The sequence below is a fragment of the uncultured Brevundimonas sp. genome (assembly GCF_963975535.1).
Taxonomy (GTDB): Bacteria; Pseudomonadota; Alphaproteobacteria; order Caulobacterales; family Caulobacteraceae; genus Brevundimonas.
The window spans coordinates 140,662-164,790 of record NZ_CAXBHE010000001.1 but is presented as its reverse complement, the minus strand read 5'-3'; the positions used below and the strand labels follow the sequence as shown (position 1 = coordinate 164,790).

The following is a 24,129-nucleotide window of genomic DNA, read 5'->3' as shown; positions in this document are numbered from 1 at the left end:
TCAGTTCCCCTCGAACACCGGATCACGCCTGGCCGCGAAGGCCTCGAAGGCGCGGCGGAAGTCCTTCGTCTGCATGCAGATGGCCTGGGCCTGGGCCTCGGACTCGATGGCGGCGTCGAGGCTCATGTCCCATTCGAGGTTGAGCTGGGTCTTGGTCACCCCGTGGGCGAAGGTCGGGCCCCGGGCCAGCGACAGGGCCAACTCCCGCGCCGCCTCCATCAGGGCGTCGGGCTCGACAAGGCGGTTGTGAAAGCCCCAGCGCTCGCCCTCGTCGGCGGTCATGATCCGGCCGGTGAACAGCAGTTCCGAGGCGCGGCCCTGACCGATCTGGCGGGGCAGGATGGCGCAGGCCCCCATGTCGCAGCCGGCCAGGCCGACGCGGGTGAACAGGAAGGCGGTCTTCGTCTTCGGCGTGGCGATGCGCAGGTCCGAGGCCATGGCCATGATCGCGCCGGCCCCGACGCAGATGCCGTCCAGCGCCGCGATGATCGGTTGCGGGCAGTTGCGCATGGCCTTGACCAGATCACCGGTCATGCGGGTGAAGTCGAGCAGGGCCGGCATGGCCATCTCGGTCAGCGGGCCGATGATCTCGTGCACGTCGCCGCCCGAGGAGAAGTTGCCACCGGCCCCGGAGAGGATCACCACCTTGCAGTCGCGGGCGTGGACGAGGGCGCGGAACAGGTCACGCATTTCGGCATAGGAGTCGAAGGTCAGCGGGTTCTTCCGCTCGGGCCGGTTCAGGGTCAGGGTGGCGACTCCGTCGCCGTCGACGGTCCAGAGAAAATGCTCGGCCTTGTAGTCGCGCGCCTTCATGGGGTCGGCTCCGTGTGGGTTTGCAGAGAACGCTTGGTGCGCTCCAGCAGGTGGGTCAGGGTTTCGGCCTCGGCGTCGTCCAGACCGGCGAACAGGGTCTCGATCCAGCGTTCGTGGGCGGCGGCCATGACGGCGAAGCGGGTCCGGCCCGCTGGCGTCAGCCGGATGCGCTGCACGCGCCGGTCCGGGCCCGGCAGGGACTCGATCAGGCCGTCGGCCTTCAGGCGCGCAGCCAGACCGGTGACATTGCCGTTCGACACCATCAGCATCGCGGCCGCCTCGCCCATGGTCAGGCCGGGGTCGCCGGCGCGGTCGAGCGCGGCCAGCAGGTCGAAGCGGGGCAGTGTGGTGTCAAAACTGTCGCGCAGCCGCTGGGCAACGGTCTGTTCGATGGTGGTGGTGCAGGTCAGCAGGCGCAGCCACAGGCGCAGGGACCGCTTGCCGTCCGGGGCCCCGCCGAGACGGTCGGGGAGCAGGGCGGCGGTCGGGCTCACAGTTCGCCTCCGGCCACCGGCACGGCCACGCCGTTGACGCCCGAGGCCCCGTCGCCGCACAGCCAGACGATGGTCTGGGCCACCTCGTCGGGGGTGATCAGCCGGCCCTGCGGATTGGAGGCGGCGAGGGCGGCGCGGGCCTCGTCTTCCGTCCGTCCGGTCTTGCCGGTGATGGCCGCGACCGAACGGGCCACCAGTTCGGTGTCGGTGAAGCCGGGGCAGACGGCGTTGACGGTGACGCCCTTGGCGGCGACCTCGAGCGCCACGGCGCGGGTCAGGCCGACCAGCCCGTGTTTGGCGGCGACATAGGCCGACACATAGGCATAGCCCTTCAGTCCGGCGGTCGAGGCGACATTGACGATCCGGCCCCAGCGACGCGTCAGCATGCCCGGCAGGACCAGTCGCATGGCCTCGGCCGGGGCTTCGAGATTGAGGGCCAGCATGGCACGCAGGTCGGCGGCCGAGGTCTTCAGGAACGGCGCGGAGGAGGCGGCCCCGGCGTTGTTGATCAGGATGTCGATCGGGCCGAAGCGGTCGCGGCCAACCTCGATGGCGGCGGCGAGGGCGTCGGGGTCGGTGACGTCGGCGGGCGCGACGAAGGCGGCGTCGCCGATGCGGTCAGCGGACTCGGTCAGGCGACCGAGGTGGCGACCGATCAGGGTGATCTGGCAGCCGGCCTCGGCCAGCCGCTCGGCCGTGGCCCGGCCGATGCCGGAGCCGGCCCCCGTGACCGCGGCATGGCGACCCTGAAGGCTCATACCGGCTCCGCCTGCTGCTGCTTTTCGAGGTTGCGGGCCAGCTGGGCAAAGCCGGCGCGGTACTGGACCGGCGGCTGGAGGCCGCGCCAACCCCGTTCGGCGGCGGCGCGCAGGCTCCAGTTCGGATCGGCCAGATGCGGCCGGGCCAGGGCGCACAGGTCGGCGCGCCCGGCGGCGAGGATGCTGTTGACGTGGTCGGTCTCGTAGATGTTGCCGACGGCCATGGTGGCGACGCCCGCCTCGTTGCGGATGCGGTCGCTGAACGGGGTCTGGAACATCCGGCCGTAGACGGGCTCGCCCTGGGGCGTGGTCGATCCGGCGGAGACGTCGATCAGATCGCAGCCGGCGTCGGCGAAGGCGCGGGCGATGATCACCGTCTCCTCCGGCGTGATGCCGTCGTCGACCCAGTCCGTTGCCGACAGGCGTACCGACATGGGGCGCTCCCCGGGCCAGGCCGCGCGCATGGCGGTGAACACTTCCAGCGGGAAGCGCAACCGGTTCTCGACAGAGCCGCCGTACGCGTCCGTTCGGTGGTTCGACACCGGCGTCAGGAAGGACGACAGCAGATAGCCGTGGGCGCAGTGCAGCTCGACCATGTCGAAGCCGGCCTCGACGGCCCAGCCGACGGCGCGGACAAAGTCGTCGCGGACCCGGTCCATGTCGGCGCGGGTCATCGCGCGCGGGACTTGGTCGTCGTCCGACCATGGGATCGGCGACGGGGCGATCAGCGCCCAGCCACCCTCGAGCAGGGGTTGATCGGCGCGCGGCCCCCACGGCCGTTCGACCGAACCCTTGCGCCCCGCATGGGCCAGCTGGATGGCGATGCGCGCGCCCTGGCCGTGAACGAAATCGACGATCCGTTTCCAGGCGTCGCGGTGCTCGGGCCGGTACAGTCCGGCGCAGCCGGGGGTTATGCGGGCGTCGGCCGAGACGTCGGTCATCTCGGTGAAAACCAGACCGGCCCCGCCCAGCGCGCGCGCACCGAGGTGGACCAGATGGAAGTCGTTGATCAGACCGTCCTCGGCCGAATACATGCACATCGGCGAGACCACGACGCGGTTGGGCAGGGTCAGGCCGCGCAGTTGCAGCGGCGCGAACATGGGCGCGGGCGGCGGTTCGGACGGCGGCGCGCCGGCGCTGTCGGCGAACCAGCGCTCGACCCCGGTCAGGAAGTCGCGGTCGCGCAGGCGCAGGTTCTCATGGCTGACGCGCTGGCTGCGGGTCAGCAGGCTGTAGGTGAACTGCAGCGGGTCGAGGTGGACGTAGCGGTCGACCGTCTCGAACCATTCGGTCGAATTGCGCGCCGCGCTCTGCAGTTTCAGCACCTCGATCCGGCGCTCGGCCTCATAGGTCGCGAGGGCGAGATCGAGATCACCGCCACCGGTCAGGGCCCCGGCCAGATGGATGGCGTCCTCGAAGGCCAGTTTGGTCCCGGACCCGATGGAGAAATGCGCGGTGTGGGCGGCGTCCCCCAGCAGGATGACCTTGCCGTCGCGCCAGTTGGAACACGCGACGCGCGGGAAGTTGAGCCAGGCCGAGCCGCGGATGTGTCGCGCATTGCTCATCAGGGCGTGACCACCCAGCCAGTCGGCGAACAGGGTTTCGGCCGCACGACAGGTCTGATCCTGGTCGAGTTGATCGAAGCCGAGGCCAAGCCAGGTCGCCTCGGTGCATTCGACGATGAAGGTCGAGGCTCCCGGTTCGAACTGGTAGGCGTGGGCCCAGATCCAACCGTGCGGGGTGTCGACGAAGGCGAAGGTGAAGGCGTCGAACGCCTGATGCGTGCCCAGCCAGATGTATTTGTTGGTGCGCACGTCGATGTCGACGCCGAAGGTCTCGGGCCGGGCATTGCGGGTCACGCTGTTCAGCCCGTCGGCGGCAACCACGATGTCAGCGTCAAGCGCCCAGGCGTCCGAGACCTCGGCCTCAAACCGCAGCTCGACGCCCAGGGCGCGGGCCCGGTCATGTAGGATGGTCAGCAGTCGCTGACGGCCGATGCCGGCGAAGCCATGGCCGCCCGAGCGGATCGTCTGGCCGTGAATATGAACGTCAATGTCGTCCCAGTGGACGAAGGCCGCCTCGATCAGGGCCGCGGTTTCGGGATCGTTGGCCTTGAGATTGGCCAGGGTCTGGTCGGAGAAGACCACCCCCCAGCCGAAGGTGTCATCCGGCCGGTTGCGCTCGTGCACGACCACGCCCAGCGACGGATCATGCAGCTTCAGCGATATGGCGAGGTAAAGCCCGCCCGGACCGGCACCCACGACGGCGATGCTTTTGACAGCGCGACTCGACGACATGCTTTAAGTTTAAAATAGTTGTGTCGCGACGTCCAGCGGTGTGTCCCGTGGCGGATTTGCATTGGAACCGTGCCGGGTATCCCGTCCGGGTTTCGCGACCGGCCGGCACCGCGATGACGACGCGACCAGGCCGGCGCCGACGGTCTCCCACCACAGGATGTCTAGTGTCTCAGTGACCGCTCGATGACATCAACCGGCGCGTTGATCAGGGTTTTTGCCTGCTCAAGCACCAGTTTTTCCGTAACTTCCTGATGCAGAAGCGGCCGGATTTCACCCAATGTGCGTGGGTCGGCCATCAGGACGAGTTGATCAAACTTGCCCGCATGCGCCAGCTTGAAGAGCCGCCGCGCGATCTGTTTCGAGAAGGTCGCTTCGTCGATGTCCTTGAACGAGGCGTCCGGTGGGCTCTTTCCCGAGGGTCCCTCATCCTCGAGGTTTACCGCATTCCAGTTTTCGGCGTGTTGAAGTGACCCGTTTCTCATATGGAACGTCTTGGCCGCCTCTCCGCTGGCGACGACGACAAATGTTCCGTCCCGGTAGTGTCGTAGAGTCATATCCGGCTCCTTGCTTGCCGCCGCGTGGCCGGAAGCGGCCCGTGTGCGATCAGGTCCCGCAATGCGCCGTCCGGCGCGGCGGCGAATGGCAGTGTTCAAATGTACCGGGTCGGCCGTCACGGGCAGGCCTTCAGGGTCCGGGGGGACCAGGAATGCCTGCGGGCGAGCGCACGAGCCCGTCGGGTCAGGCCTTGCCCAGGTTGCCGCCAGGGCTGCCACCGCTGCCGCCGCTGCCCGGCTCGCCGATCGGACCTTCGCCCGGCATGCCGAGTTCGACCCCCGCACTCTTCACCGCATTGATTTCATCGGAGTCCATGCCGGCGCGGCGCAGGTCAGACCAGTCGCGAAAAGGTCGTTTCTCGATGATCGCCGCGGCGCGCTCGCCGATATTGGGTACCTTCGCAAGGTCCGATGCAGAGGCAAGGTTGAGGTAGACTGTCTTGGTTTCCGGCATCGAAATCTCCCTGTTTGCGGGTGGTCCTGGCCACCGGCTCGACCCGGGCGCGGTATGCTGCGGGTGATGTCGCTGCGCGCCCTGGAACAATTAAGTCTCCGAGTCCCGGTGCGGTTCCGAACGGCGCTGCCGGACCGGTGAGATCGGGGCGCGGCATTCGGGTCCGGGTCGGTGTGTTGCGGTACCGGACCGGGCAGGCGGCGCAGAGGCCGGCAACGGCCTCAAGACCCCAGGCACATCATCCCGCCGTCGGTCCGGTCCCCGCTTCTAATTCGACCGGGCCCCGCGAACCCGGTTGCCGTCCGCGATGGTGTCGCCGGGAAAGAGAATGACCCGGTCGCCGACGGCGAGACCCCCGAGCACAGCCCGGAAGCGGTCGTCGCCGGTGCCGATGCGGATCGGGGTCAGTCGGGCACGACCGTCGAGAATCCGGAACACTGCCCAGCCGGTGCCGTGGCGGACCAGGGCGTCGGTCGGGACACGCAGGGCGTTCGGGGTCTTGCTGACGACGACGCGCACATCCAGCCGGAAGCCGTGTCCCAGCGGCGGGGCGGTATCCGGATCGGTCAGATGCAGGATGACATTGACGCGCTGTTCCTCGATGCCGAGCGCCGAGATCTTGGTGTGGGCAAACGGCTCGATGACCGAGACCCGCGCCGGAAGCGCCGTCTCGCCGCCCCAGCCCTCCAGGAAGGCCGTGGCTCCCGTGGGGATCAGCATGGCGTCCTGGGACAGGAATTCGGCGACGACTTCCAGATTGGCCGGGTCACCGAGCTCGAGCAGGGGCGTGCCGACCAGGACGACACCCTGGCTGGGGCGCAGCAGCTGCAGCACCCGGCCGGAGGCGGGGCTACGCACCGGTGTCGGGCGACCCGGCCCGGTGCGGCTGCGACCGGCGGCGACGATCGCGCGCTGAAGTTCAGCCCGGCGTGCCGAGACTTCCGCCCGGGCGGCACGCAGGGCGGCGTTCGCGCTGTCGAGGGCGGCCGGGGCGGCAAAGCCCTGCCCGGCGAGTCGGGCGACCCGTGTCTGGTCGCGCTGCGCCAGGTCGGCGTTGGCTTCGGCGGCAGCGAGGGCCGAACGCGCCGCTGCGACCGCGGCCACGGCTTCCTGCGCGATGCGGGCGTCCAGCAGGGGCGGATCGGCGGGCAGGATGGTCGCGACGACCGCGCCACGGGTGACGGGGTCGCCGGGATGCAATTCGATCCGCTGCAGCGCGCCGGCGACGGGTGCCGAGATGACGAAGACGTCGTGGATACGGGTGCGACCCTCGTCGACGATTTCGCGCCGGACCATGCCCCGGTCGATGACCGCCGTCTCGATCTCAAGGGCCCGGGGCCAGGCCAGCCAGACCAGTCCGATCGCCAGCATCAGACCGGCCGCGGACCACAGCCACCGGGCGAGCGACAGACGGGGGAGGGACGGGCGTCTCATCATCTAGTCCCTGGCCTTGAGCACGCTGACCATGTCGAGGCGATCAACATCCTGCCTGACGATAAGGGCGGCCACGGCGACGCAGCCAAGGGCGAACGCTATGGCAAAGGCATAGCTGGCCGGGTCATAGACGAAGGCGAAGCTGTACATGTCGGTCTGGAACAATCGCATCAGCCAGAGCCCCAGACCGGTGCCGATGACACAACCGAGCGGGACGGCGGCCAGGGCCAGGACGAACAGCTCTCCGATCAGCACATAGGAGGCCTCCATCCGGGTAAAGCCGAGCACCCTGAGGGTCGCGAGATCGCGGGCCTGTTCCGCCATCGTCACCCGGGCGGCGGAAAAGGCTACCCCGCCGGCCATGACCGCGGCGAAGGCGATGTAGATATAGTTCATGACGCCCACGCCTTCGTCGAACGCGCGGCGCATCGAGCGTTCCGCCTGACGCAGGAAACTGGCCCCGGCCAGGGCCGGGGTTTCCTTGAGCCGCGTGTTGAAGGCCCCGTAATGTGCCGGATCGAGTACCAGATGGGCTCCGCTGATCCGGCCCGGTTCGCGGAGCAACCGGCCCAGGGCATCCAGATTCATATAGGCGGAGGATCCCACCATCGGGTCGACGATGCCCGTGACCCGGATGCGGGCCTTCAGGCGGCGGCCCGCGACCTGCTCGATCTCGATTTCGTCGCCGGGCCGGGCGTCCAGTTTTGCCGCCAGGGCGCGCGCCAGCGCGATGCCCGAGGCCGGCGGCTCGATCGCCTTGCCGGAGCGGCCGATCAGCCGGCTGAGACGGGCGTTGAACGGCAGGCCCAGCAGGGCCTCCCGCACCTCCCGGTGACCGTTTCTCAGGATCACATCGTCGGCCCGGAACGGCTCGGCATAGACCACGCCCGGCAGATGTTCGACGTCGTGCAGCACGGCGATTTCCCGGGGAAAGAGAAAGGACAGGGTCGCGTCCTGCCGGTTGGCGATGGAGAAATGCACGTCCAGCAGCTGGTTCATCACGGCGGGAAAGGCCCCCGAGACGATCAGCAGGGCGATGGCAAGGGCGACGCCCAGAACGGTGGTGGCTGCCCGGCGTGGAAAGCGCTCGATCCGCCTGAGGATGATGCGGCTCTTGGCGTCGAGCCGGCCGGCGAACCGGGCGATCGGACCCGCCGACTGAAAGAAGGCCGCCGGCTGCGGGGGTGACAGGGCCTCGGCCGGTGCGAGGCGCAGGGCCCGCCAGACCGAAAACACCGCCCCGACCCCGGCGGCGGCGAAGGCCCCGACCCAGGCCCCGGCGAAGGTCAGGGGGGCGGCCGAGAATTCCAGTGCCGGGAAATGGTAGTAGGCCCGATAGAGGTCGGCGATCGCCCGGCCGAACAGGACACCGGCGACCGAACCGAGTGCGGCCCCGACGGCGGCGAAGATCAGGGCGCTCTTGGCATAGTGCCAGGCGACGGTCCGGTCGCTGTAGCCAAAGGCCTTGAGCAGGCCGATGTTCGAGCGTTCGGTGGCGATGACCCGGCCCAGGGCGATATTGACCAGAAAGGCCGCGATCACGAGGAAGAAGGCCGGGAGAAAGAAGGCCATGGTCGCCAGCTGCTTCAGTTCCTCGGTCAGGAAGCGGTCGGAGACCATCAGGTCACGCCCATAGGCACCGCCTGACCCGAACGGGCGCAGGATGGTGTCGATGGCGGGCATTACCCGGTCGACGTCGGCTCCGGGCGACAGGCGGAACACCGCCTCGTTGAAGGCTCCCTCCATGTCAAAGGCGCGGGCGAGAGCGTTGCGGCTCATCCAGAGCACGCCGAACCGGTCCGGCTGCGGGAACAATTCGCCGGGTGCGGCGACGAACACAAACTCGGGCGAGTTGGCGATGCCGACGACGATCAGGGTGTGGCGGCGGCCATGGATGGTGGCGTCGACCCGACTGCCGATGTCGAGGTCGAGGGCGGTTGCGAAGGCCTCGATGACGACGGCTTCCTCCGCCCGGGCCGGGTCGGGCAGACGGCCGCGCACGAGCGCCAGGTCATTGATGCGCGGGCGGCCCTTGAGCGGCAGGGAGACCAGCCGGGCCGAGGCCGGTTCCTGGATCTGCGGCAGGTCCAGCATGGCCAGGCCGGATACCCGGGTCTCGACCGCAGCGACGTCCGGCACGCGGGCGAGGTCCGCGATGACCCGGTCCGGGGCCCGCACGACCGGGGCGGTGAGGTCCATCATCCGGTGGTCGGCATAATAGGCCGCGCGGGTGTGCTCCAGCGAGGCGCGCATCCCGACCGCCATCACATAGACCGCCAGACCGCAGCCGAGCACCAGGGCGACGGCCGCGGCATGGATGCGCATCGTCCAGACGTCGCGCAGCAGCTTGCGGTCGAGCGGATGCAGGGACAGTCTCACCAGTTCAGCTCCGAAGGCGGGACGCGGGCGGCATTGGTTTCGACACTGCGGACGCGCCCGTCGACGAAATGGATCACGCGCTGGCCGATCCGGGCGACGTCGGCGTTATGGGTGATGATCAGGGTGGTCGACCCGTAGCGGGCGTTGATCTCGACCAGGGCCTCCAGCACGCGCACGCCGGTCTTCAGATCCAGCGCCCCGGTCGGTTCGTCACACAGCAGGACGGCGGGGCGTTTGGCGATGGCCCGGGCCACGGCGGTGCGCTGCTGTTCGCCGCCGGACAGCTGGGCCGGAAAATGATCCATCCGGTTGCCCAGGCCGACCAGCTCGAGCGCCGCCTCGGCGCTGAGCGGATCGTCGGCGATCTCGCGCACCAGATTGACGTTCTCGCGCGCGGTCAGGCTGGGGATCAGGTTGTAGAACTGGAAGATGAAGCCGACGTTCCTGCGGCGATAGTCGGTCAGGGCCCGGTCGCTCATCGTCGTCAGGGACGTGTGATGAAACTTGACGTCGCCGGCCGTCGCGCGGTCCAGGCCTCCGAGAATGTTGAGCAGGGTCGACTTGCCCGAGCCGGACGGCCCCAGCAGGATCACCAGCTCCCCCTCAGGGATGTCGAGGTCGATGTCCCGCAGGGCGTGAACCGCCGTCGGGCCCTCGCCGTAGGTCTTCGACAGGCCGCGCGTGTGGAAGGCCGGTACCGGGTCGGAGACGATGGCGCGCGCGGAGTCTGGCACGGACGGGACCTTTGCGAAGACGTGCGCCAGTTTGAGCCGGGATTGGCGGGAATTGTATTGATCAGGGTCAAGGACGCCGCGGCGAACCCGTGCGATCCGGCCGTTCAGGCTGGAAAGGCGTCGCTGAATCCTCATGCCCGCATCGTCCCGTATTCGCTGGTTCGACACCCTTGGGCTGGATGACGTTCCGCAGGTGGGCGGCAAGACGGCGTCGCTGGCGGAACTGCACCGACTGCTGGCGGACGGCCCGGTCACCGCGCCGGACGGGTTCGCGGTAACGGCGGCGGCCTATCGCGAGGCGCTGACGGCCGCCGGGGCGTGGCAACCGCTGCGGGACCTGCTGGAGGATCTGGATGTCCGGGACGTCTCGGCCCTGGCCCGGGCCGCCGCCGCGGCGCGCGCCCTGGTCCATGAGGCGACGGGGGAGGCCGGGCTGAGGACGGCGATCGTGACCGCCTATCGCCGGCTGAGCACGCAGAACGGGGGCAGGCTGTCGGTCGCGGTGCGCAGTTCGGCCACGGCCGAGGACCTGCCGACGGCCAGTTTCGCCGGTCAGCACGACAGTTTCCTGCATATCGAGGACGAGGACGGGCTGGTCGAGGCCTGTCGCCGCTGCTTCGCCTCGGTCTTCACCGACCGGGCCATCGTCTACCGGGTCAACAACGGCTTCGACCATTTCAGCGTCGCCCTGTCGGTGGCGGTGATGCGGATGGTGCGCTCGGACGCGGCGGCCAGCGGCGTGGCCTTTACCCTGGACACCGAGTCCGGGTTCCGCGACGTCGTCTTCATCACCGGGGCCTGGGGGCTGGGCGAGAACATCGTCCAGGGCCGGGTCGGGCCTGATGAATTCTACGTCCACAAGCCGACCTACCGGGACGGCTACCGGGCCGTGCTGCGCCGCTCACTGGGCAGCAAGGAGACGCGGCTGGCCCATCGCCGGTCCGATCCGGGCGGGGTGTTGCACAGCTATCGCGTGCCGCGCCGCGATCGCGACCGCTACTGTCTGAGCGACGCCGAGGTGCTGGATCTGGCCGGGGTGGCGATCCGGATCGAGGATCACTATTCACAGCGCGCCGGCATGCCCATGCCGATGGATATCGAATGGGCCCGGGACGGCGGGGACGGACGGCTGTACGTGCTTCAGGCCCGGCCCGAGACGGTGGCGTCGCGCCGCGATCCGGCGACCTTCGACACCTACCGCCTGACCGGCGAGGGGCCGGTCCTGGTCACCGGCAAGGCGGTGGGCGAGACGATCGCCAGCGGCCGGGCGCGGCTGGTCCGGTCAGCCGCCGATCTGCAGGCCTTTCTGCCAGGCGAAATCCTGGTCGCGCCGTCGACCAGTCCCGACTGGCTGCCGGTGATGAAGATCGCCGCCGGCATCGTCACCGACCAGGGCGGACGCACCTGTCATGCCGCCATCGTCGCCCGCGAACTGGGGGTGCCGGCCGTGGTCGGGGCGGCGGGGGCGACGGCGCGGCTGGAGACGGGTCGGACCATCACCGTGTCCTGCGCCGAGGGTCAGACCGGGCGGGTCCATGACGGGGCCGTTCCCTTTACGGTGGACCATCTGGCGCTGGATGCCATTCCGCGGCCGCACACACCGATCATGGTCAACCTGGCCCAGCCCGACCTGGCCTTCCGGACCGGCCTGCTGCCCGCGGCGGGGGTCGGCCTGGCCCGGATGGAATTCATCATCGGCGAGCAGATCGGCATCCACCCGATGGCGGCGGCCCACCCCGACCGGGTGACCTCGGTGCGGGAGCGCCAGGCCATCATCAGACGGTCGCGCGGCGACGCCTCGCCCCGCGACCATTTCGTGCGGCGTCTGGCCGAGGGGGTCGGAGTCATCGCCGCGGCCTTCTTTCCGCGGCCGGTGATCGTGCGCCTGTCCGACTTCAAGACCAACGAATACGCGCGGCTGCTGGGCGGAGCGGCGTTCGAGCCGGTCGAGGAGAACCCGATGCTGGGGTTCCGCGGGGCGTCGCGTTACGCCCATCCGCGCTATGCCGACGGCTTCGCCCTGGAATGCGAGGCCCTGCGCCGGGTGCGCGCGGATATGGGCCTGACCAATCTGAAGGTTATGGTGCCCTTCTGCCGCCGCGTCGGTGAGGCCGAACAGGTGCTGGCCGCCATGGCCGCGCATGGGCTGACGCGCGGCGACGACGGGCTGGAGGTCTATGTGATGTGCGAGATCCCCAACAATGTCATCCAGATCGACGCCTTCGCCGCCCTGTTCGACGGCTTCTCGATCGGGTCCAATGACCTGACCCAGCTGGTGCTTGGCGTCGACCGGGACTCCGAGGCCGTGGCCTTTGATTTCGACGAACGCGATCCGGGCGTGCTGGAGATGCTGCGCCAGGCGGTCGAGGGTGGCCGGCGCAACGGCCGTCCGGTCGGCATCTGTGGCGAGGCCCCGGCCACCTGGCCGGAGGTCGCCGCCTTCCTGACCCGGCTGGGTATCGGATCGATCAGCGTCAATCCGTCCAGCCTGGCGCGCACGATGACGGTCGTGGCCGCGCATGAGACGATGATGGCTGCCGGGCGCAACCCCCGGGTTTGACGTCGGTCAAAGTATTCGGGGCGGGTTTCCCGCTAGGGTGCTGTCATTACCCCCTCAAATGCACGAGGCCGTCATGGCAAATCAAGCATCCGGCAAGACGACCCTTCCCGATCTGCAGCGATCGGCGATCGGAACATTCGCGCCGATTCAGCGGGAATTCAATCGCCTGTTCGATGAGCTCGGCAATGGCTGGAGCCATCTGACCCAGTTCGAACTGACTCCCCGCATGGACATGACCGAGACCAGGGAGGCTGTAACCCTGACCATGGAGCTTCCCGGCATGACCCGGGAAGACCTCACCATCGAGGTCGAGGATCATGTGCTGACGGTCAGCGGTGAGAAGAAGTCCGAGACCAAGACCGAGAAGGACAATTACCGGATTTCCGAACGCAGCTACGGCGCGATCTGTCGGTCGGTGACCCTGCCGACCAGCGTCAATGAGGACAAGATCGAGGCCACGATGGCGGACGGCGTCCTGACCCTGGTCGCGCCCAAGGACGGCAGTGCCACCGCAAAAACCATCCGGATCCAGGGCGCGAAATAGATCGTCGGACCGGTGCCCGGCCGGCGGCGTGCCGGGTGGTGCCCGGTGCGTCCCTGTCGTGCGTTCCGAGCCAGGTCATCGGGACCCGGCCTAGCGAACAGTCGCTGCGGCGTTGGGGCCGAGAAACCGGATGATCTCGCCGATGGAGCTGACGGCGGTATCGCCGGGCGTGGTCATGGCCAGCGCACCGTGGGCCGTGCCCCAGTCCACTGCGACCTGCGCACCGAAGCCCGACAACAGGGCATGGACGACCCCGGCTGCGAAGGCGTCGCCGCCGCCAACGCGGTCGAGAATTTCCAGATCCTCGATGTAGTGGGAGGCATGCCGGACGTCGCCCTCCCGGATCAGGCCGCCCCAGCCGTTTCGCGTTGCCGTCACCGGGTCGCGAAGCGTTGTCGCCACCACGGACAGCTGGGGGTAGCGGGCGATCAGTTGATCGACGCTGTGATCAAACGGACGCCGGTCCGTCGGGGTCTCCCGCGCGACCGGGGCGTTGGCCTCGCCCAGACAGCCGGCGATGGCCAGTTCGTCCCCGAACAGCACGTCGCAGTTCGACACGATCTCGCGGTTCACCCGGCGCAGCGTTTCCGGATCTCCGTGGCTGGTCCACAGGCTGGGGCGATAGTTCAGATCGAAGGACACCCGGGTGCCGTGCCGTCGGGCCGCCTTTACGGCTTCCAGGGTGATCGCCGCGGTCGATGACGACAACGCTGTGAAAACCCCGCCGGTATGCAGCCAGCGCACGCCGTCGCGTCCGAACAGGGTGTCCCAGTCGATCTCGCCCGGGGCCAGTTGCGACGCTGCGGAATTGGCGCGATCGGAACAGCCAAGGGCACTGCGGACGCCAAAGCCGCGCTCGGTGAAATTCAGGCCCATGCGGGAATCTCGACCGATCGCATCAGCCTCGCGCCAGACGACCGGACTCATGTCGACGCCCCCCTGAAGGATCAGGTCCTCGGCCAGCGCGCCGAGCTCGGTGCGGGGCAGGGCGGTGGCGATCGCGGTGCGCCAGCCGAAGGTCCGGCGCAGGCTGCGGGCGACATTGTACTCGCCACCGCCTTCCCAGACCCGGAAGGATCGGGCGGTGCGTATCCGATCCTCGCCGGGGTCGAAACGGAGCATGACCTCGCCCAGGGCGAGACAGTCCCATCGGCATTCGCCGGCCGATTTCGGGGAGACTTTCGGCGGCGAGGGAGCAACTGCGGGCATGGTGTCCCCTTCAGGAGAAGTTGAGGCCGCCGTTGACGTCGATATTGGCCCCGGTGATGAAACCGGCCCCGTCCGATGCGAGGAAGGCCGTGACCGCGGCGACTTCGCTGGCCTGACCCTCGCGCCGCAGGGCGGTGGATCCGGCCACGGCCTTGCGCACCTCGTCCTTCGAAAAGGTATCATGGAAGCTGGTGCTGATCATGCCCGGGCACAGGGCGTTGACGCGAATGCCCTTCGGCCCCAGTTCCTTGGCCATCGACCGGGTAAAGGTCGTGACGGCTCCCTTGGACGTCGAATAGGCGGCGGCACCGGGCCCACCACCATCACGGGCCGCCAGCGATGAGAAGTTGATGATCGCGCCACCGGCCGACATCAACGGCACCACGGCCCGGGTCATCAGGAAGGTCGATTTCAGATTCAGGTTCATCACCTGATCGAAGAAGGCCTCGTCCATCTCGAGCAGGGGTTTGCGCGCCACCATGCCCCCGGCGAGGTTGACGAGGATGTCGACACCCTCGCCGAAGGCCGCGCGGCACGCCGCGATGAGGCCATCGACCTCGGTCGCGCGGGTCACATCGGCGCGGTGCAGGATGGCCTGTCCGCCCGCGGCCTGGACCAGCCGCAGGGTCTCGGCGGCGCTGTCGGCGTCATTGGCGAAATTGATGCACACGCGGGCCCCTTCCGCGGCCAGCTTGAGCGACACTTCGCGGCCGATGTCGCGGCCACCGCCGGTGACGATGGCGATCTTGTTCTGGAGGGTCATTCAGTGATCCTTGGAAGAGGTGGAGGAGGATTTTGCCTGGGGGTCGACGGGCTCGAAGCGACCGCTGATGAACCAGACGAAGATGAGCGACAGGGGAACCAGAGCCGCGACCAACAGGAAAATCGGGCCGTAGGAAATCCGCGTCATGACCGGAACCAGCCAGGTGATGATCAGCGTGCCGGCCACGGCGGCCATGCCGCTGGCCCCGGCCAGGGAGCCGACCGAGCGGCGATCGAACACATCGGCCGGGAGGGTCTGGATATTGCCGATGGCGATCTGGAAGCCGAACAGCACGGCCGCGATGATCAGCACCGCCGCTGTCGGATCGGCGGCCTGCGGCGCGGCGATCAGGGCCGGGGCCATGATGGCTCCGCCCACGGTGACGACGGTCTTGCGGGCCCGGTTCACCGTCCAGCCCGACCGGATCAAGATCCCTGAGAGCCAGCCGCCGAGCAGGCTGCCGATCATGGCACCGACGAAGGGTACCCAGGCGAACAAACCGATCTGTTTGACGTCGAAGCCGAAGGTTTCGGCCAGATAGATCGGCAACCAGGAGACAAACAGCCACCAGATCGGATCGAGGAAGAAGCGGGCCCCGATGATGGCCCAGCTCTGACGATGCGACAGCAGCTGCCGCAGGTTGGGCACATAGGCCGGGCGGGCGTCGGACGGGGTGGCGGCGGCCTCGGGCGCGTCGAGGATCAGGACCCGTTCAGCGGCGCTGACCCAGGGGTGGGTCGCGGGGCCGGACTTGTAGATGATCAGCCAGGGCAGCAGCCAGATGAAGCCGAGCAGGCCGACCAGGAGAAAGGTCCCCTTCCAGCCGAAGCTCAGGAACAGCAGGGCGATCAGGGGGGCCGAGACGATGGCCCCGATCGAGGCCCCGGCGTTGAACACGCCCTGGGCCAGGGCCCGCTCACGCGGGGGAAACCATTCGGCATTGGCCTTGACCGCTCCGGGCCAGGCACCGGCCTCGGTGAAGCCCAGCATGGCGCGGAAGATGCTGAAGGACAGGATCGAATTGGCAGTGGCGTGCAGCATGATCGAGATCGACCAGGTCGCGATCGACACGGCAAAACCCATCCGCACGCCGATCCTGTCGAAGATCCGGCCGAAGGCGAACTGGCCGGCGGCGTAGAACAGCATGAACACCGTGACCAGCAGGGCGTACTGTTCCTTGGTCGCGCCGATGTCGGCCGAAATCTCCGGCCACATCACTGCCATGGCGTTGCGGTCGATGTAGTTGATGACGGTGCCGATCGCGATCAGCGCGACGATCACCCACCTCAGCCTCGTGGTTTTCATGGCCGTGTCTTCCCTGTTGTGGGTCGGTCATCGCGGTTGCCCGCCCGCCGGCCTCTATCGATCAAAGCGCGCATGGGTGCCCGACCATTGGTATGTCTGTCCGTCGACCGTGACCCGGTGGGCGGCGGTGGAGCTGCTGTCGTCGGCCAGGCCGATAGCCAGCACCGCGCCGGTGGTCAGGGTCAGCACCACGACCTCGGCGCTGGCGCTGGTGCCGTGGCGAAGCGACGCGATCCGGCTGGCGGATCCGGTCACCGTCTCGCCCGTGCCGTCGTAGCGACCATGGGGCTCAAGCACGCTGAAGAAGCTGACCCTTCCCTGGCCCTCGGTGCGCTGGATCAGGGCCGGCTGGCGGCGCAGGTTGAAGTCGGGATCATTGGCCCCGCTCTCGACCAGCAGGGCCTGACTGGGGACGCTGGAGCCGAACCGGTAGGTGTAGAAGCGGCCGTCCAGCAGCCAGGCCAGGCTGCGCTCGGTCTCCGCCACCGGCGAGACGCTGTCGACCCAGAGGTGCTGATAGCCCGCCGCATCGCCCAGGACCGGACGGTGGGTGAGGTTGCGCCGGGCTTCGAAGTCGACGGTCATGATGTGGCCGTTGAAATGCAGCGGCAGGTCGTAACGGACCGCGTGATCGGCGCGCGCGCGGAGCAGGTCGATGGCGACGGGCAGGGGCAGGTCCGGATGGCGGACCAGCATCAGGGACCGGTCGAACACCACGCCGTCCCACGCTCCCACCATCCGCGACGAGGCGATCTGCAGGCCGTTGTCGGTGACAAACTGGCCCGTGGCGGGCCAGTGCGCCTCGGCGGTTTCGAGGTCGCCGTCGAACTGGCTGCGCCCGTCCACGACGAGCGTGTTGTGCGCGATCGTCTGGCTGGCCCAGGTGTCGTTCTCGGGCAGGTAAACGCCGCCGGCCTTGGCCTCGATGTTGAGGAAGCGTGCCGCGCCGTAGTCGGTCACGACCTCGTTGCCATTGTCGTAGAACAGCCAGTTGAGCCGGTCATAGTGGCCGTGCCCCATGCCCTGGGCGGTGTTCTTCATCACCAGGGTCTGGCCGGTCCGGTCGTCCCCTTCACGCAGGATATCGAGCGCCCCGCGGTCGCCGTCCGGGCCGTCGCGCAGGCGAGTGGAGGTGAAGTCGAACGGCTGGTCGTGGCTCTCCGCCAGACCTTCAGCCACGGCCAGACCGTCGGGGGACAGCAGGGTGCGGCCCTGACGCCGCGCGATGGACAGCAGGGTCGGATCGCCGGTGCGTCCGTAGGCGACGGCGACGCCGGAAATCAGCTCCTCGGTGTCGATCCCCTTGTCCTTGATGGCGTCGTTGATCGGGAAGAAGTAGCCGCCGTAGCTGCTCTGGATTGTGGTTGTGACGGCCTTCAGCAGCACGCCGTCGCGGCGCTGGAAGATCTGCCGCTCCGGCTCGTTCTGGTCGATGGCGCGGGCGAAGATGACGAAGGGGGCGAGGGCATAGCGTTGATAGTACGGCCCTTCCTCGTAGTAGCCGTCCGGCGAGAACAGCCGGTCGATCTGGCGCAGAAAGCCGGCCTCTCCGTCTTTGGCCAGGCCCAGCAGGGCCTTGTCGACCAGATCCTGGTCACGCAGCACATAGCCGGTCATGCCGACGCCCGCGACGGCCCAGGTGGCGTGGTTGTGGATCAGGTTGAAGACGTGCGGACTGCCGTCCGACAGGAACCGTGCCATCGGTCGGAACACGCCGGTATCGATGGTCTCGCGCTCGGCCGGGGTCAGGCTGTCGCGCACCGCGTCATAGCCTTGCACCGAATAGACCAGCCAGACGGAATCGTTGAGCGACTGCCAGAACAGACGGCCGCGCCGGCTGCTGCGCGTCACCGGGTGGGGGCCGAGAGTCGGGTAAAGGTCGGCGTAGGCCAGCAGCATGTCGCGGACGAAATGGGCATAGCGCACGTCGCCGGTCAGCCGGTACAGGGTCCCGGCCTCGTAGATGGCGCGCTGGTTGCGCTTGTGCTGCTCATGGGTGAAGCCGCCGCCGGGGTCGACCGGGACCGGGACGTTGATCCCTGCCGCCATGGCGGTGGTCACTGAAGTCTCGAACCGGGTGCGTTCCCGGGCAAACATGGGAAGACGGTCGCCGGCCTCGGCCATCCGATGCCAGCCTTCGGGCGATACCAGAACCGGGGCGGTTGCCTCTGACCGGAGGGCGGACTGGGTGGTCGGAGTTTGCGCGCGGGCGATTCCGGCGTGCGTCAGCGGCAGCAGGGCGGTGCCGGCCAGCAGGCACAGGAGCAGACGGTTCATTGGGCCTGTCCCGCGTTCAGATTGGTCCAGGTCGCGGGTGCGCGATCCAGCGTCGTGCCCGTCTCGCGGAAGCTCGGTGCCCCCACGGTCCGGTAGAAGCGCACACCGCCGCCGTTGATGAAGCGGTTATCCGAAAGTCGGGCGTTCTGGACGCCGTGCAGGGCCAGGGCGACGGGCGGACTGCCCCGTGCACCGACCCGCTCGAAGGTGGAGCCCGATACGACGATGCGGGGCCCGAAGGTGCTCTCGTCGGTGCCACCGCGATACAGGTCGACGGCCGGACCGGTAATGTCGGTGAAGACGGAATCGATGATCTCGACTCCCTCGACATTGTAGAAACCAAGGTCATCGGTTTCCGTGTGGGCCGCGAGCACAGAACCGCTGATGTGGTCGGCGCGAACCCGCCGCAGGATGATCTGGTCGGCCGTGGTGCCCTTGGTCAGGGAGATGGCGTCGAAGGCCCGGTTCACACCCATATCGGTGAAGCGGCTGTCCTCGATCACCAGCCGATAGTTGGCGGCCCCGGCCGCTGTTCGGATCACGGCATTGCCGACATAGTCGGGTGCCGCCTCGCCGCTCATGGTCAGGCCGCTCAGCTTCAGTGACCCGCCGCGCGCGATTTCGAACAGGGTCGGGCGACTGAATTTCAGGACGGCCTCGCCGTCGTCAGGCCCGCGGACGGTGATGACATGGGCCACGCTCAGGACCTGATTGACGGTGTATGCGCCCGAGGCCAGCACCAGCCGGTCGCCGGGCAGGGCCGAGGCGAGGGCGGCCGTCAGGGTGTCGTCTCCGGGGAGCACTGGAATGGTGCGGCCCGAGTCGAAGGCGATGCTCTCGGTGCCCTTCGCATACCAGGCGACGCCCGTGTCCTGACGGCGGGTGACGCGCAGATCCGCGCGCGCGCCGACGTCTCTCATGCCGACCGGGGCCTGGAGACCGCCGGAGCCGCGCTGAAGCTCAATGGTGGTGCGCCGGACGCCGGGCAGGGCGGTGGCGGAGCCCGGAGGTGACTGGATGTTGCCGTCCAGCGCCAGCCCCGACATATCGCCCTGGATGCGAAAGGGGTCGTGCCCGTCGGTGTTGACGATCAGGTTGTTGGTCATGCGGCTGAAGACCGGCGCGGCCGACCGTTCGCTGTCCATGCCAGCACCGAGAAAGATGCTGGCGGAGTCGATGATGGTGTTGTTTTCGATCACCGCATTCTCGACCCGGACATAGCGGTTGGCCGGAGAGTTTGGCACGCCGTACATCACGGTCAGGGCGCTGGCGAAGCCCGTTCCGGTGAGGCCCTGCATGTAGTTGTTGCGGATGGTCTGGTTGCGATTGATGACCCGGATTCCGCCGGTGTGGTCGACGCCGTTGCCGATGAAGACGTTGTCCTCGACCAGATTGCCATCGCCGTGACGCAGGGTCAGCGCCCCGCGCGATTCGAAAAAGACATTGCCGCGATAGACGTTGGCCCCGGACTTGTTCGAGATGATCTCGACCTCGCCGTCGCAATGGTCGAACCAGTTGAACTCCACCGTGGTGAAGCTGTCGGATTCGGCGTCGTGGCTGGTGCCCACCCGGAGAGTTTCGCCGCCGTTCGAGCCCAGGCTGGGACGCGGTCCGAAATAGTTGTGGTCGATGCGGTGGTGGTTCGCCAGGCCCTGCTCGGCATCCCGAACCACAACCAGGGTCGTGCCGGCATTGGTTTTGCCGACGATATGGTTGTGATCGAAGCGGTTGTTCTGGCCGAACAGGGCCACCCAGTTGTCGGCGTCCCGACGGTCCGGCTTGCTGAACCCGTCGATGACCATGCCGGTCACCCGGCTGTCCGTGGCCCGGTCCTGGCGGTTGCGCCGGAAGGAGATCACCTCACCGGTCGGGGAGTAACCATCGCGGAACACCAGATTGGCGACGACCAGGTAACGACCCGCCATGCGCAGGTTCGACAGGCCTGTCAGGATGACAGATCCGGGCGTTTGAGCCGTCACCGTTATGGTTCGACCGGCCTGTCCCTGGCCCGACACCAGCATCTGGAAGTCCCGCCATTCACCATCCGCCAGCACGATGGTGTCACCCGGACGGGCGGCACGCATGGCGCTGGAGAATTCAGCCGGCGTACGGACGAGGCGACCTTCCGTCCCCGGCTGGGCCGAAGCCGCATCCACGGTCGCGGCCGCGATGGCCAGACAAAAAAGGGCGACAAGAAGCCGGACGCTCATGGTGGATACTCCCTCCCCTTGGCGGCTTTCGGGACTCTGATTGGTCCCTTGCCGTCGGGACGGACCGTAACGAACCGGATTTCCGTGTCAACCAATATGAGCGATTTGGCCGACAAAGTGGACAACCAATATTCCGTTGGGCCCCAGGTAAAGCCAGTGCTGGCTGGTCAGGGCGGAGGCTTTCAAACGACGGGTGGCTGATGAACTGCCAAATTTCGGCCGCGGCAGTCGGAAATGGTTCGGGGGTATAGCCAAGCGATAAACCAGTTTGTGAGCCAAGCTAAGAAAATTGGTTGACTGCGTGGTTCGCGTCATCATAGCTTCCGGCAAGCCCGTCAAAACGGGCATGTCCTGGGGAGGAAGTTATGCGGCCATACAACGCTCGGAGTTTGTCTCGTTTGTCGGACCGGCGACCGCTGAAAGCGGCGCTCCTGTGCGGCATGGCCTGGACCGTAGGTGCCGGTCTTGCCCAGGCCCAGACCGCCACGCCGGCCCCGCCCACCTCCCAGGTGGATGAAGTCGTCGTGACCGGCTTCCGTGCCTCCGTGCAGTCGTCGATCAGCCAGAAGCGCAATGCCGACATTGTCGCTGATGTTCTGTCGGCCGACGATATCGGCGACCTGCCCGCGTCGTCGATCGGTGAAGCGATCGAAACCATCACCGGAGCCTCGACCCATCGCGAGAAGGGGGGGGCCTCCGAAATCTCCATCCGGGGCCTCGGTCCGTTCCTGGGATTCGCCACCTTCAATGGTCGAGAGGCCTCGAACGGCAGCGGCGACCGGTCCGTGAATTTCAACCAGTTCCCGTCAGAGCTCATTAATTCGGTCGCCATCTACAAGACCCAGCGGGCCGACTTCATCGAAGGCGGGGTGGCCGGCATCATCGACATGCGCACCATCCAGCCTCTGGACTTCGGCCGTCGTCGTGTTCAGGTCGAGGCGCGGGCGCTGTGGGCCGACTATGACGACAAGCTGAACGATCCGGCGGGCCCGGGCTGGCGGGGTACCGCCAGCTATGTGGACCAGTTCGATCTCGGCGGGGCCGGAAGGCTGGGCCTGTCCCTGGGCATCCAGTCGCTGGAGACCACCAACCCCGAGGAACTGTTTTCCAGCAGCTCGACATGGGTCGCGTGCAATGGCACCCAGACGGTGTCGGCGACGGCGAACTGCAGTGAGGTCACGGCCGCCCAGGTCGCGGCCGGGACGCCCTATTATCTGATCCCTGGCAGTCGCACCTATCGCCAGTTTGTCGAGAACGACCAGCGTGACGCCATCTTCGGAGCCCTGCAGTGGCGTCCCAATGACGTCCTCGAGTTCTCGCTCGACTATCAGAGCTCGCGGCGGACCTACACCGAGGACCGGCAGGACCTGAACTTCTCCGAGACCCGACGCGGTGTGAACAGCCGGGACGTCAGCGCTGACGGCGTCCTGCTGTTCTACACCGGCAACAGTTCGATCGAATCCACGCCGACCTACCGCATCCGGGACGAGCAGTATGAGGGCGGCGGCCTTGGCGCGAAATGGGACGTGCGGGACGACCTGAGGATCAGCGCCGACCTGTCCTACTCCAGCACCTACCGCAGCGAACTGGATCGCCAGACGCGTCTGCGCTCGTTCAACCGGGATGTGAACAACGTCGTCGTGCCCGGCGTGATCAACACCAACCGTGTCGGCTACACCTTCGACTATCGCAACAGCGATATCCCGCGGATCACCGTTGACCCGCTGTTCGATCTCAACGACCACGACAATTTCAGCACCAATGGTCGCGTGCGCCGGGACGAGGCCGTGCGCGAACACGAGGTGCGGTCCGCGCGCATCGACGTCGAGTACGACCGGCACGATAGCGTCATCACTGCCTTCAAGGCCGGTACGCGCCTGTCGGACATGACCTATGCCGATTTCGACGACCGGGTGGAGCTGAGCTACACCACAGCCCAGACCAGCGCGGCCAACCTGGCGTGCCGTCGTGACTTCGCCCAGAGCGACTTCCTGTCCAACGCCTCGGGCAACACCATCACCAGCTGGGCCCAGTTCGATCCGCTGTGCCTGTTCAGCGCCCTGACCGGGGTCGCGGACACCGGCCGCAACGCCGACATTCGCGCCATCGGCAACCGGGACGTCGAGGAGCGCACCATCGCCGCCTATGTGATGGCCAATTTCGATACCGTGCTGTTCAACCTGCCATTCTCGGGCAATTTCGGGGTTCGCTACGTGAACACCGACGTCACTTCACGCGGCCTGCGCAGTGGGCTGAATGTCGTCAACAATATCGACGGCAGCGTCACCCTGGTGTCGACCGGCGCGTTCGAGACCCAGACGTTCGAAGGCAGTTCCGATGCCTGGCTGCCCAGTTTCAATGGTACGTTCGAGCTCAGGGATGATCTGCTGCTGCGCGTCGGTGCCTTCCGGGCCATGTCGCGACCGGATCCCAGCGCCCTGGGGGCCGGGCGGACCATCACCCTGGAGAGCGGCCTGTCGTTCCCCACGGTCGAGGATGCGATCAACAACATCACCGCCAACGGCAATCCGGCGGCCGAACCGCTGTTGTCGTGGAACGGCGACCTCTCGCTGGAGTACTATCCGAACCCGGATTCCATGTTCAGTGCCGCCATCTACTACAAGCAGTTCAACGGCGGCTTCGCGCCCACCATTTCCAACGAGACCTACATTATCGGCGGCACGCCCGTCGTGGTCCCCGTCCAGGTTGATACGGCGACGGACGATACCAGTGACCTGTTCGGCGTGGAGCTGACGGTGGCCCACCGCTTCTCCAACCTGCCGGCCCCGTTCGACGGCCTTGGCGTCAAGGCCAGCTACAACTACGCCGACTCCAACTACCAGACCCACGACCTGCGCCTCGGCGACCAGATCAATCCGGTGACGGGCGTGGTCACGCCCGGTATCATCGAGCCGGCGGGTATTTTCGGCCTGTCCAACCATGTTTTCTCGGGATCGGTCTATTACGAGATCGGGCCGGTCGAGCTGCAGGCCATCTACAAGGCCCGCACGGAATATTATCAGAAATTCGTCGGAGGACCGTCCCAGAACCGCTATATTCGCGACACCGATACGCTGGACTTCCGGGCTTCCTACCGGGTGAACAGCCACCTGTCGTTCAGCTTCGAAGCGTCAAACCTGACCGACGAGCCGCGAATTCACGACATGCCGGTTTCCGGCAGTCTGAGGGAATATAATACCTATGGTGCAAGGTATTATCTCGGAGCGCGCTACCGCTTCTGATCCGCCGGCGCGGGGTGAGCGACGGACACGGACGCCCGGAACGGCGTTTGGTCCCCGCCGCCCCAAACCGGGGTCGCCATGACGGAAGCATTGGGGTTCGCG

At 67.4% G+C, this 24,129-nt stretch carries 17 protein-coding genes; 3 read left to right on the top strand and 14 right to left on the bottom strand.

What is annotated here, in order from left to right; translation table 11 throughout:
• From AACZ75_RS00755 to AACZ75_RS00715, 9 genes are all read right to left on the bottom strand, one after another.
• Complete coding sequence (locus AACZ75_RS00755; protein WP_339870628.1) at positions 1-813, bottom strand: enoyl-CoA hydratase family protein; 813 nt, start codon at positions 811-813, stop codon at positions 1-3.
• The gene (locus tag AACZ75_RS00750) at positions 810-1,307 is read right to left on the bottom strand and encodes a MarR family transcriptional regulator (RefSeq protein ID WP_339870627.1); all 498 of its coding nucleotides are present in this window, start codon (positions 1,305-1,307) and stop codon (positions 810-812) included. Before AACZ75_RS00750 ends, AACZ75_RS00755 begins: the two co-directional genes overlap by 4 nt.
• Positions 1,304-2,065 carry an SDR family NAD(P)-dependent oxidoreductase gene (locus AACZ75_RS00745; RefSeq protein WP_339870626.1) on the bottom strand — a complete coding sequence of 254 codons (762 nt, stop codon included), beginning with the start codon at positions 2,063-2,065 and terminating at the stop codon, positions 1,304-1,306. The genes AACZ75_RS00750 and AACZ75_RS00745 overlap by 4 nt, the downstream gene beginning before the upstream one ends.
• Positions 2,062-4,326 (bottom strand): bifunctional salicylyl-CoA 5-hydroxylase/oxidoreductase, encoded by a 2,265-nt coding sequence (locus AACZ75_RS00740; protein ID WP_339870625.1) that lies wholly within the window; start codon positions 4,324-4,326, stop codon positions 2,062-2,064. Before AACZ75_RS00740 ends, AACZ75_RS00745 begins: the two co-directional genes overlap by 4 nt.
• A gap of 197 nt (positions 4,327-4,523) precedes the next feature.
• Positions 4,524-5,036: a host attachment protein gene (locus AACZ75_RS00735; RefSeq protein ID WP_339870624.1), complete on the bottom strand. Its 513-nt coding sequence runs from the start codon at positions 5,034-5,036 to the stop codon at positions 4,524-4,526.
• A 64-nt stretch (positions 5,037-5,100) separates the two neighbouring features.
• A complete protein-coding gene (locus AACZ75_RS00730) occupies positions 5,101-5,370 on the bottom strand; it encodes a hypothetical protein (protein WP_339870623.1) in 270 nt (89 codons plus the stop codon).
• 267 nt (positions 5,371-5,637) lie between these two features.
• Positions 5,638-6,804: an efflux RND transporter periplasmic adaptor subunit gene (locus tag AACZ75_RS00725; RefSeq protein WP_339870622.1), complete on the bottom strand. Its 1,167-nt coding sequence runs from the start codon at positions 6,802-6,804 to the stop codon at positions 5,638-5,640.
• Between the two features lie 3 nt (positions 6,805-6,807).
• Positions 6,808-9,183, bottom strand: a complete 2,376-nt coding sequence (locus AACZ75_RS00720) for an FtsX-like permease family protein (protein ID WP_339870621.1) — start codon at positions 9,181-9,183, stop codon at positions 6,808-6,810.
• The gene (locus tag AACZ75_RS00715) at positions 9,180-9,917 is read right to left on the bottom strand and encodes an ABC transporter ATP-binding protein (protein WP_339870620.1); all 738 of its coding nucleotides are present in this window, start codon (positions 9,915-9,917) and stop codon (positions 9,180-9,182) included. Before AACZ75_RS00715 ends, AACZ75_RS00720 begins: the two co-directional genes overlap by 4 nt.
• Before the next feature lie 133 nt (positions 9,918-10,050).
• Between AACZ75_RS00715 and ppsA the strand changes: the two genes are divergently transcribed.
• The gene (gene ppsA / locus AACZ75_RS00710; protein ID WP_339870619.1) at positions 10,051-12,477 is read left to right on the top strand and encodes a phosphoenolpyruvate synthase; all 2,427 of its coding nucleotides are present in this window, start codon (positions 10,051-10,053) and stop codon (positions 12,475-12,477) included.
• Between the two features lie 73 nt (positions 12,478-12,550).
• The gene (locus AACZ75_RS00705; RefSeq protein WP_339870618.1) at positions 12,551-13,021 is read left to right on the top strand and encodes an Hsp20/alpha crystallin family protein; all 471 of its coding nucleotides are present in this window, start codon (positions 12,551-12,553) and stop codon (positions 13,019-13,021) included.
• Positions 13,022-13,111: 90 nt separating this feature from the next.
• Here the strand turns inward: AACZ75_RS00705 and AACZ75_RS00700 are convergent, their stop codons facing one another.
• Genes AACZ75_RS00700 through AACZ75_RS00680 form a run of 5 tightly spaced genes read right to left on the bottom strand, consistent with a single transcriptional unit; the run spans position 13,112 to position 20,785 of the window.
• Positions 13,112-14,230 carry a sugar kinase gene (locus AACZ75_RS00700; protein ID WP_339870616.1) on the bottom strand — a complete coding sequence of 373 codons (1,119 nt, stop codon included), beginning with the start codon at positions 14,228-14,230 and terminating at the stop codon, positions 13,112-13,114.
• Between the two features lie 10 nt (positions 14,231-14,240).
• On the bottom strand, positions 14,241-14,993 hold the full coding sequence (locus AACZ75_RS00695; RefSeq protein WP_339870615.1) for a glucose 1-dehydrogenase: 753 nt from the start codon (positions 14,991-14,993) through the stop codon (positions 14,241-14,243).
• The gene (locus AACZ75_RS00690; protein WP_339870614.1) at positions 14,994-16,298 is read right to left on the bottom strand and encodes an MFS transporter; all 1,305 of its coding nucleotides are present in this window, start codon (positions 16,296-16,298) and stop codon (positions 14,994-14,996) included. It lies immediately after the preceding gene.
• 54 nt (positions 16,299-16,352) lie between these two features.
• The gene (locus tag AACZ75_RS00685; RefSeq protein ID WP_339870613.1) at positions 16,353-18,575 is read right to left on the bottom strand and encodes a heparinase II/III family protein; all 2,223 of its coding nucleotides are present in this window, start codon (positions 18,573-18,575) and stop codon (positions 16,353-16,355) included.
• Positions 18,572-20,785, bottom strand: a complete 2,214-nt coding sequence (locus AACZ75_RS00680) for a polysaccharide lyase 6 family protein (RefSeq protein ID WP_339870612.1) — start codon at positions 20,783-20,785, stop codon at positions 18,572-18,574. Before AACZ75_RS00680 ends, AACZ75_RS00685 begins: the two co-directional genes overlap by 4 nt.
• Positions 20,786-21,225: 440 nt before the next feature.
• Here AACZ75_RS00680 and AACZ75_RS00675 point away from each other — a divergent pair, with 440 nt between their 5' ends.
• The gene (locus tag AACZ75_RS00675; RefSeq protein WP_339870611.1) at positions 21,226-24,027 is read left to right on the top strand and encodes a TonB-dependent receptor; all 2,802 of its coding nucleotides are present in this window, start codon (positions 21,226-21,228) and stop codon (positions 24,025-24,027) included.
• Positions 24,028-24,129: the final 102 nt, after the last annotated feature.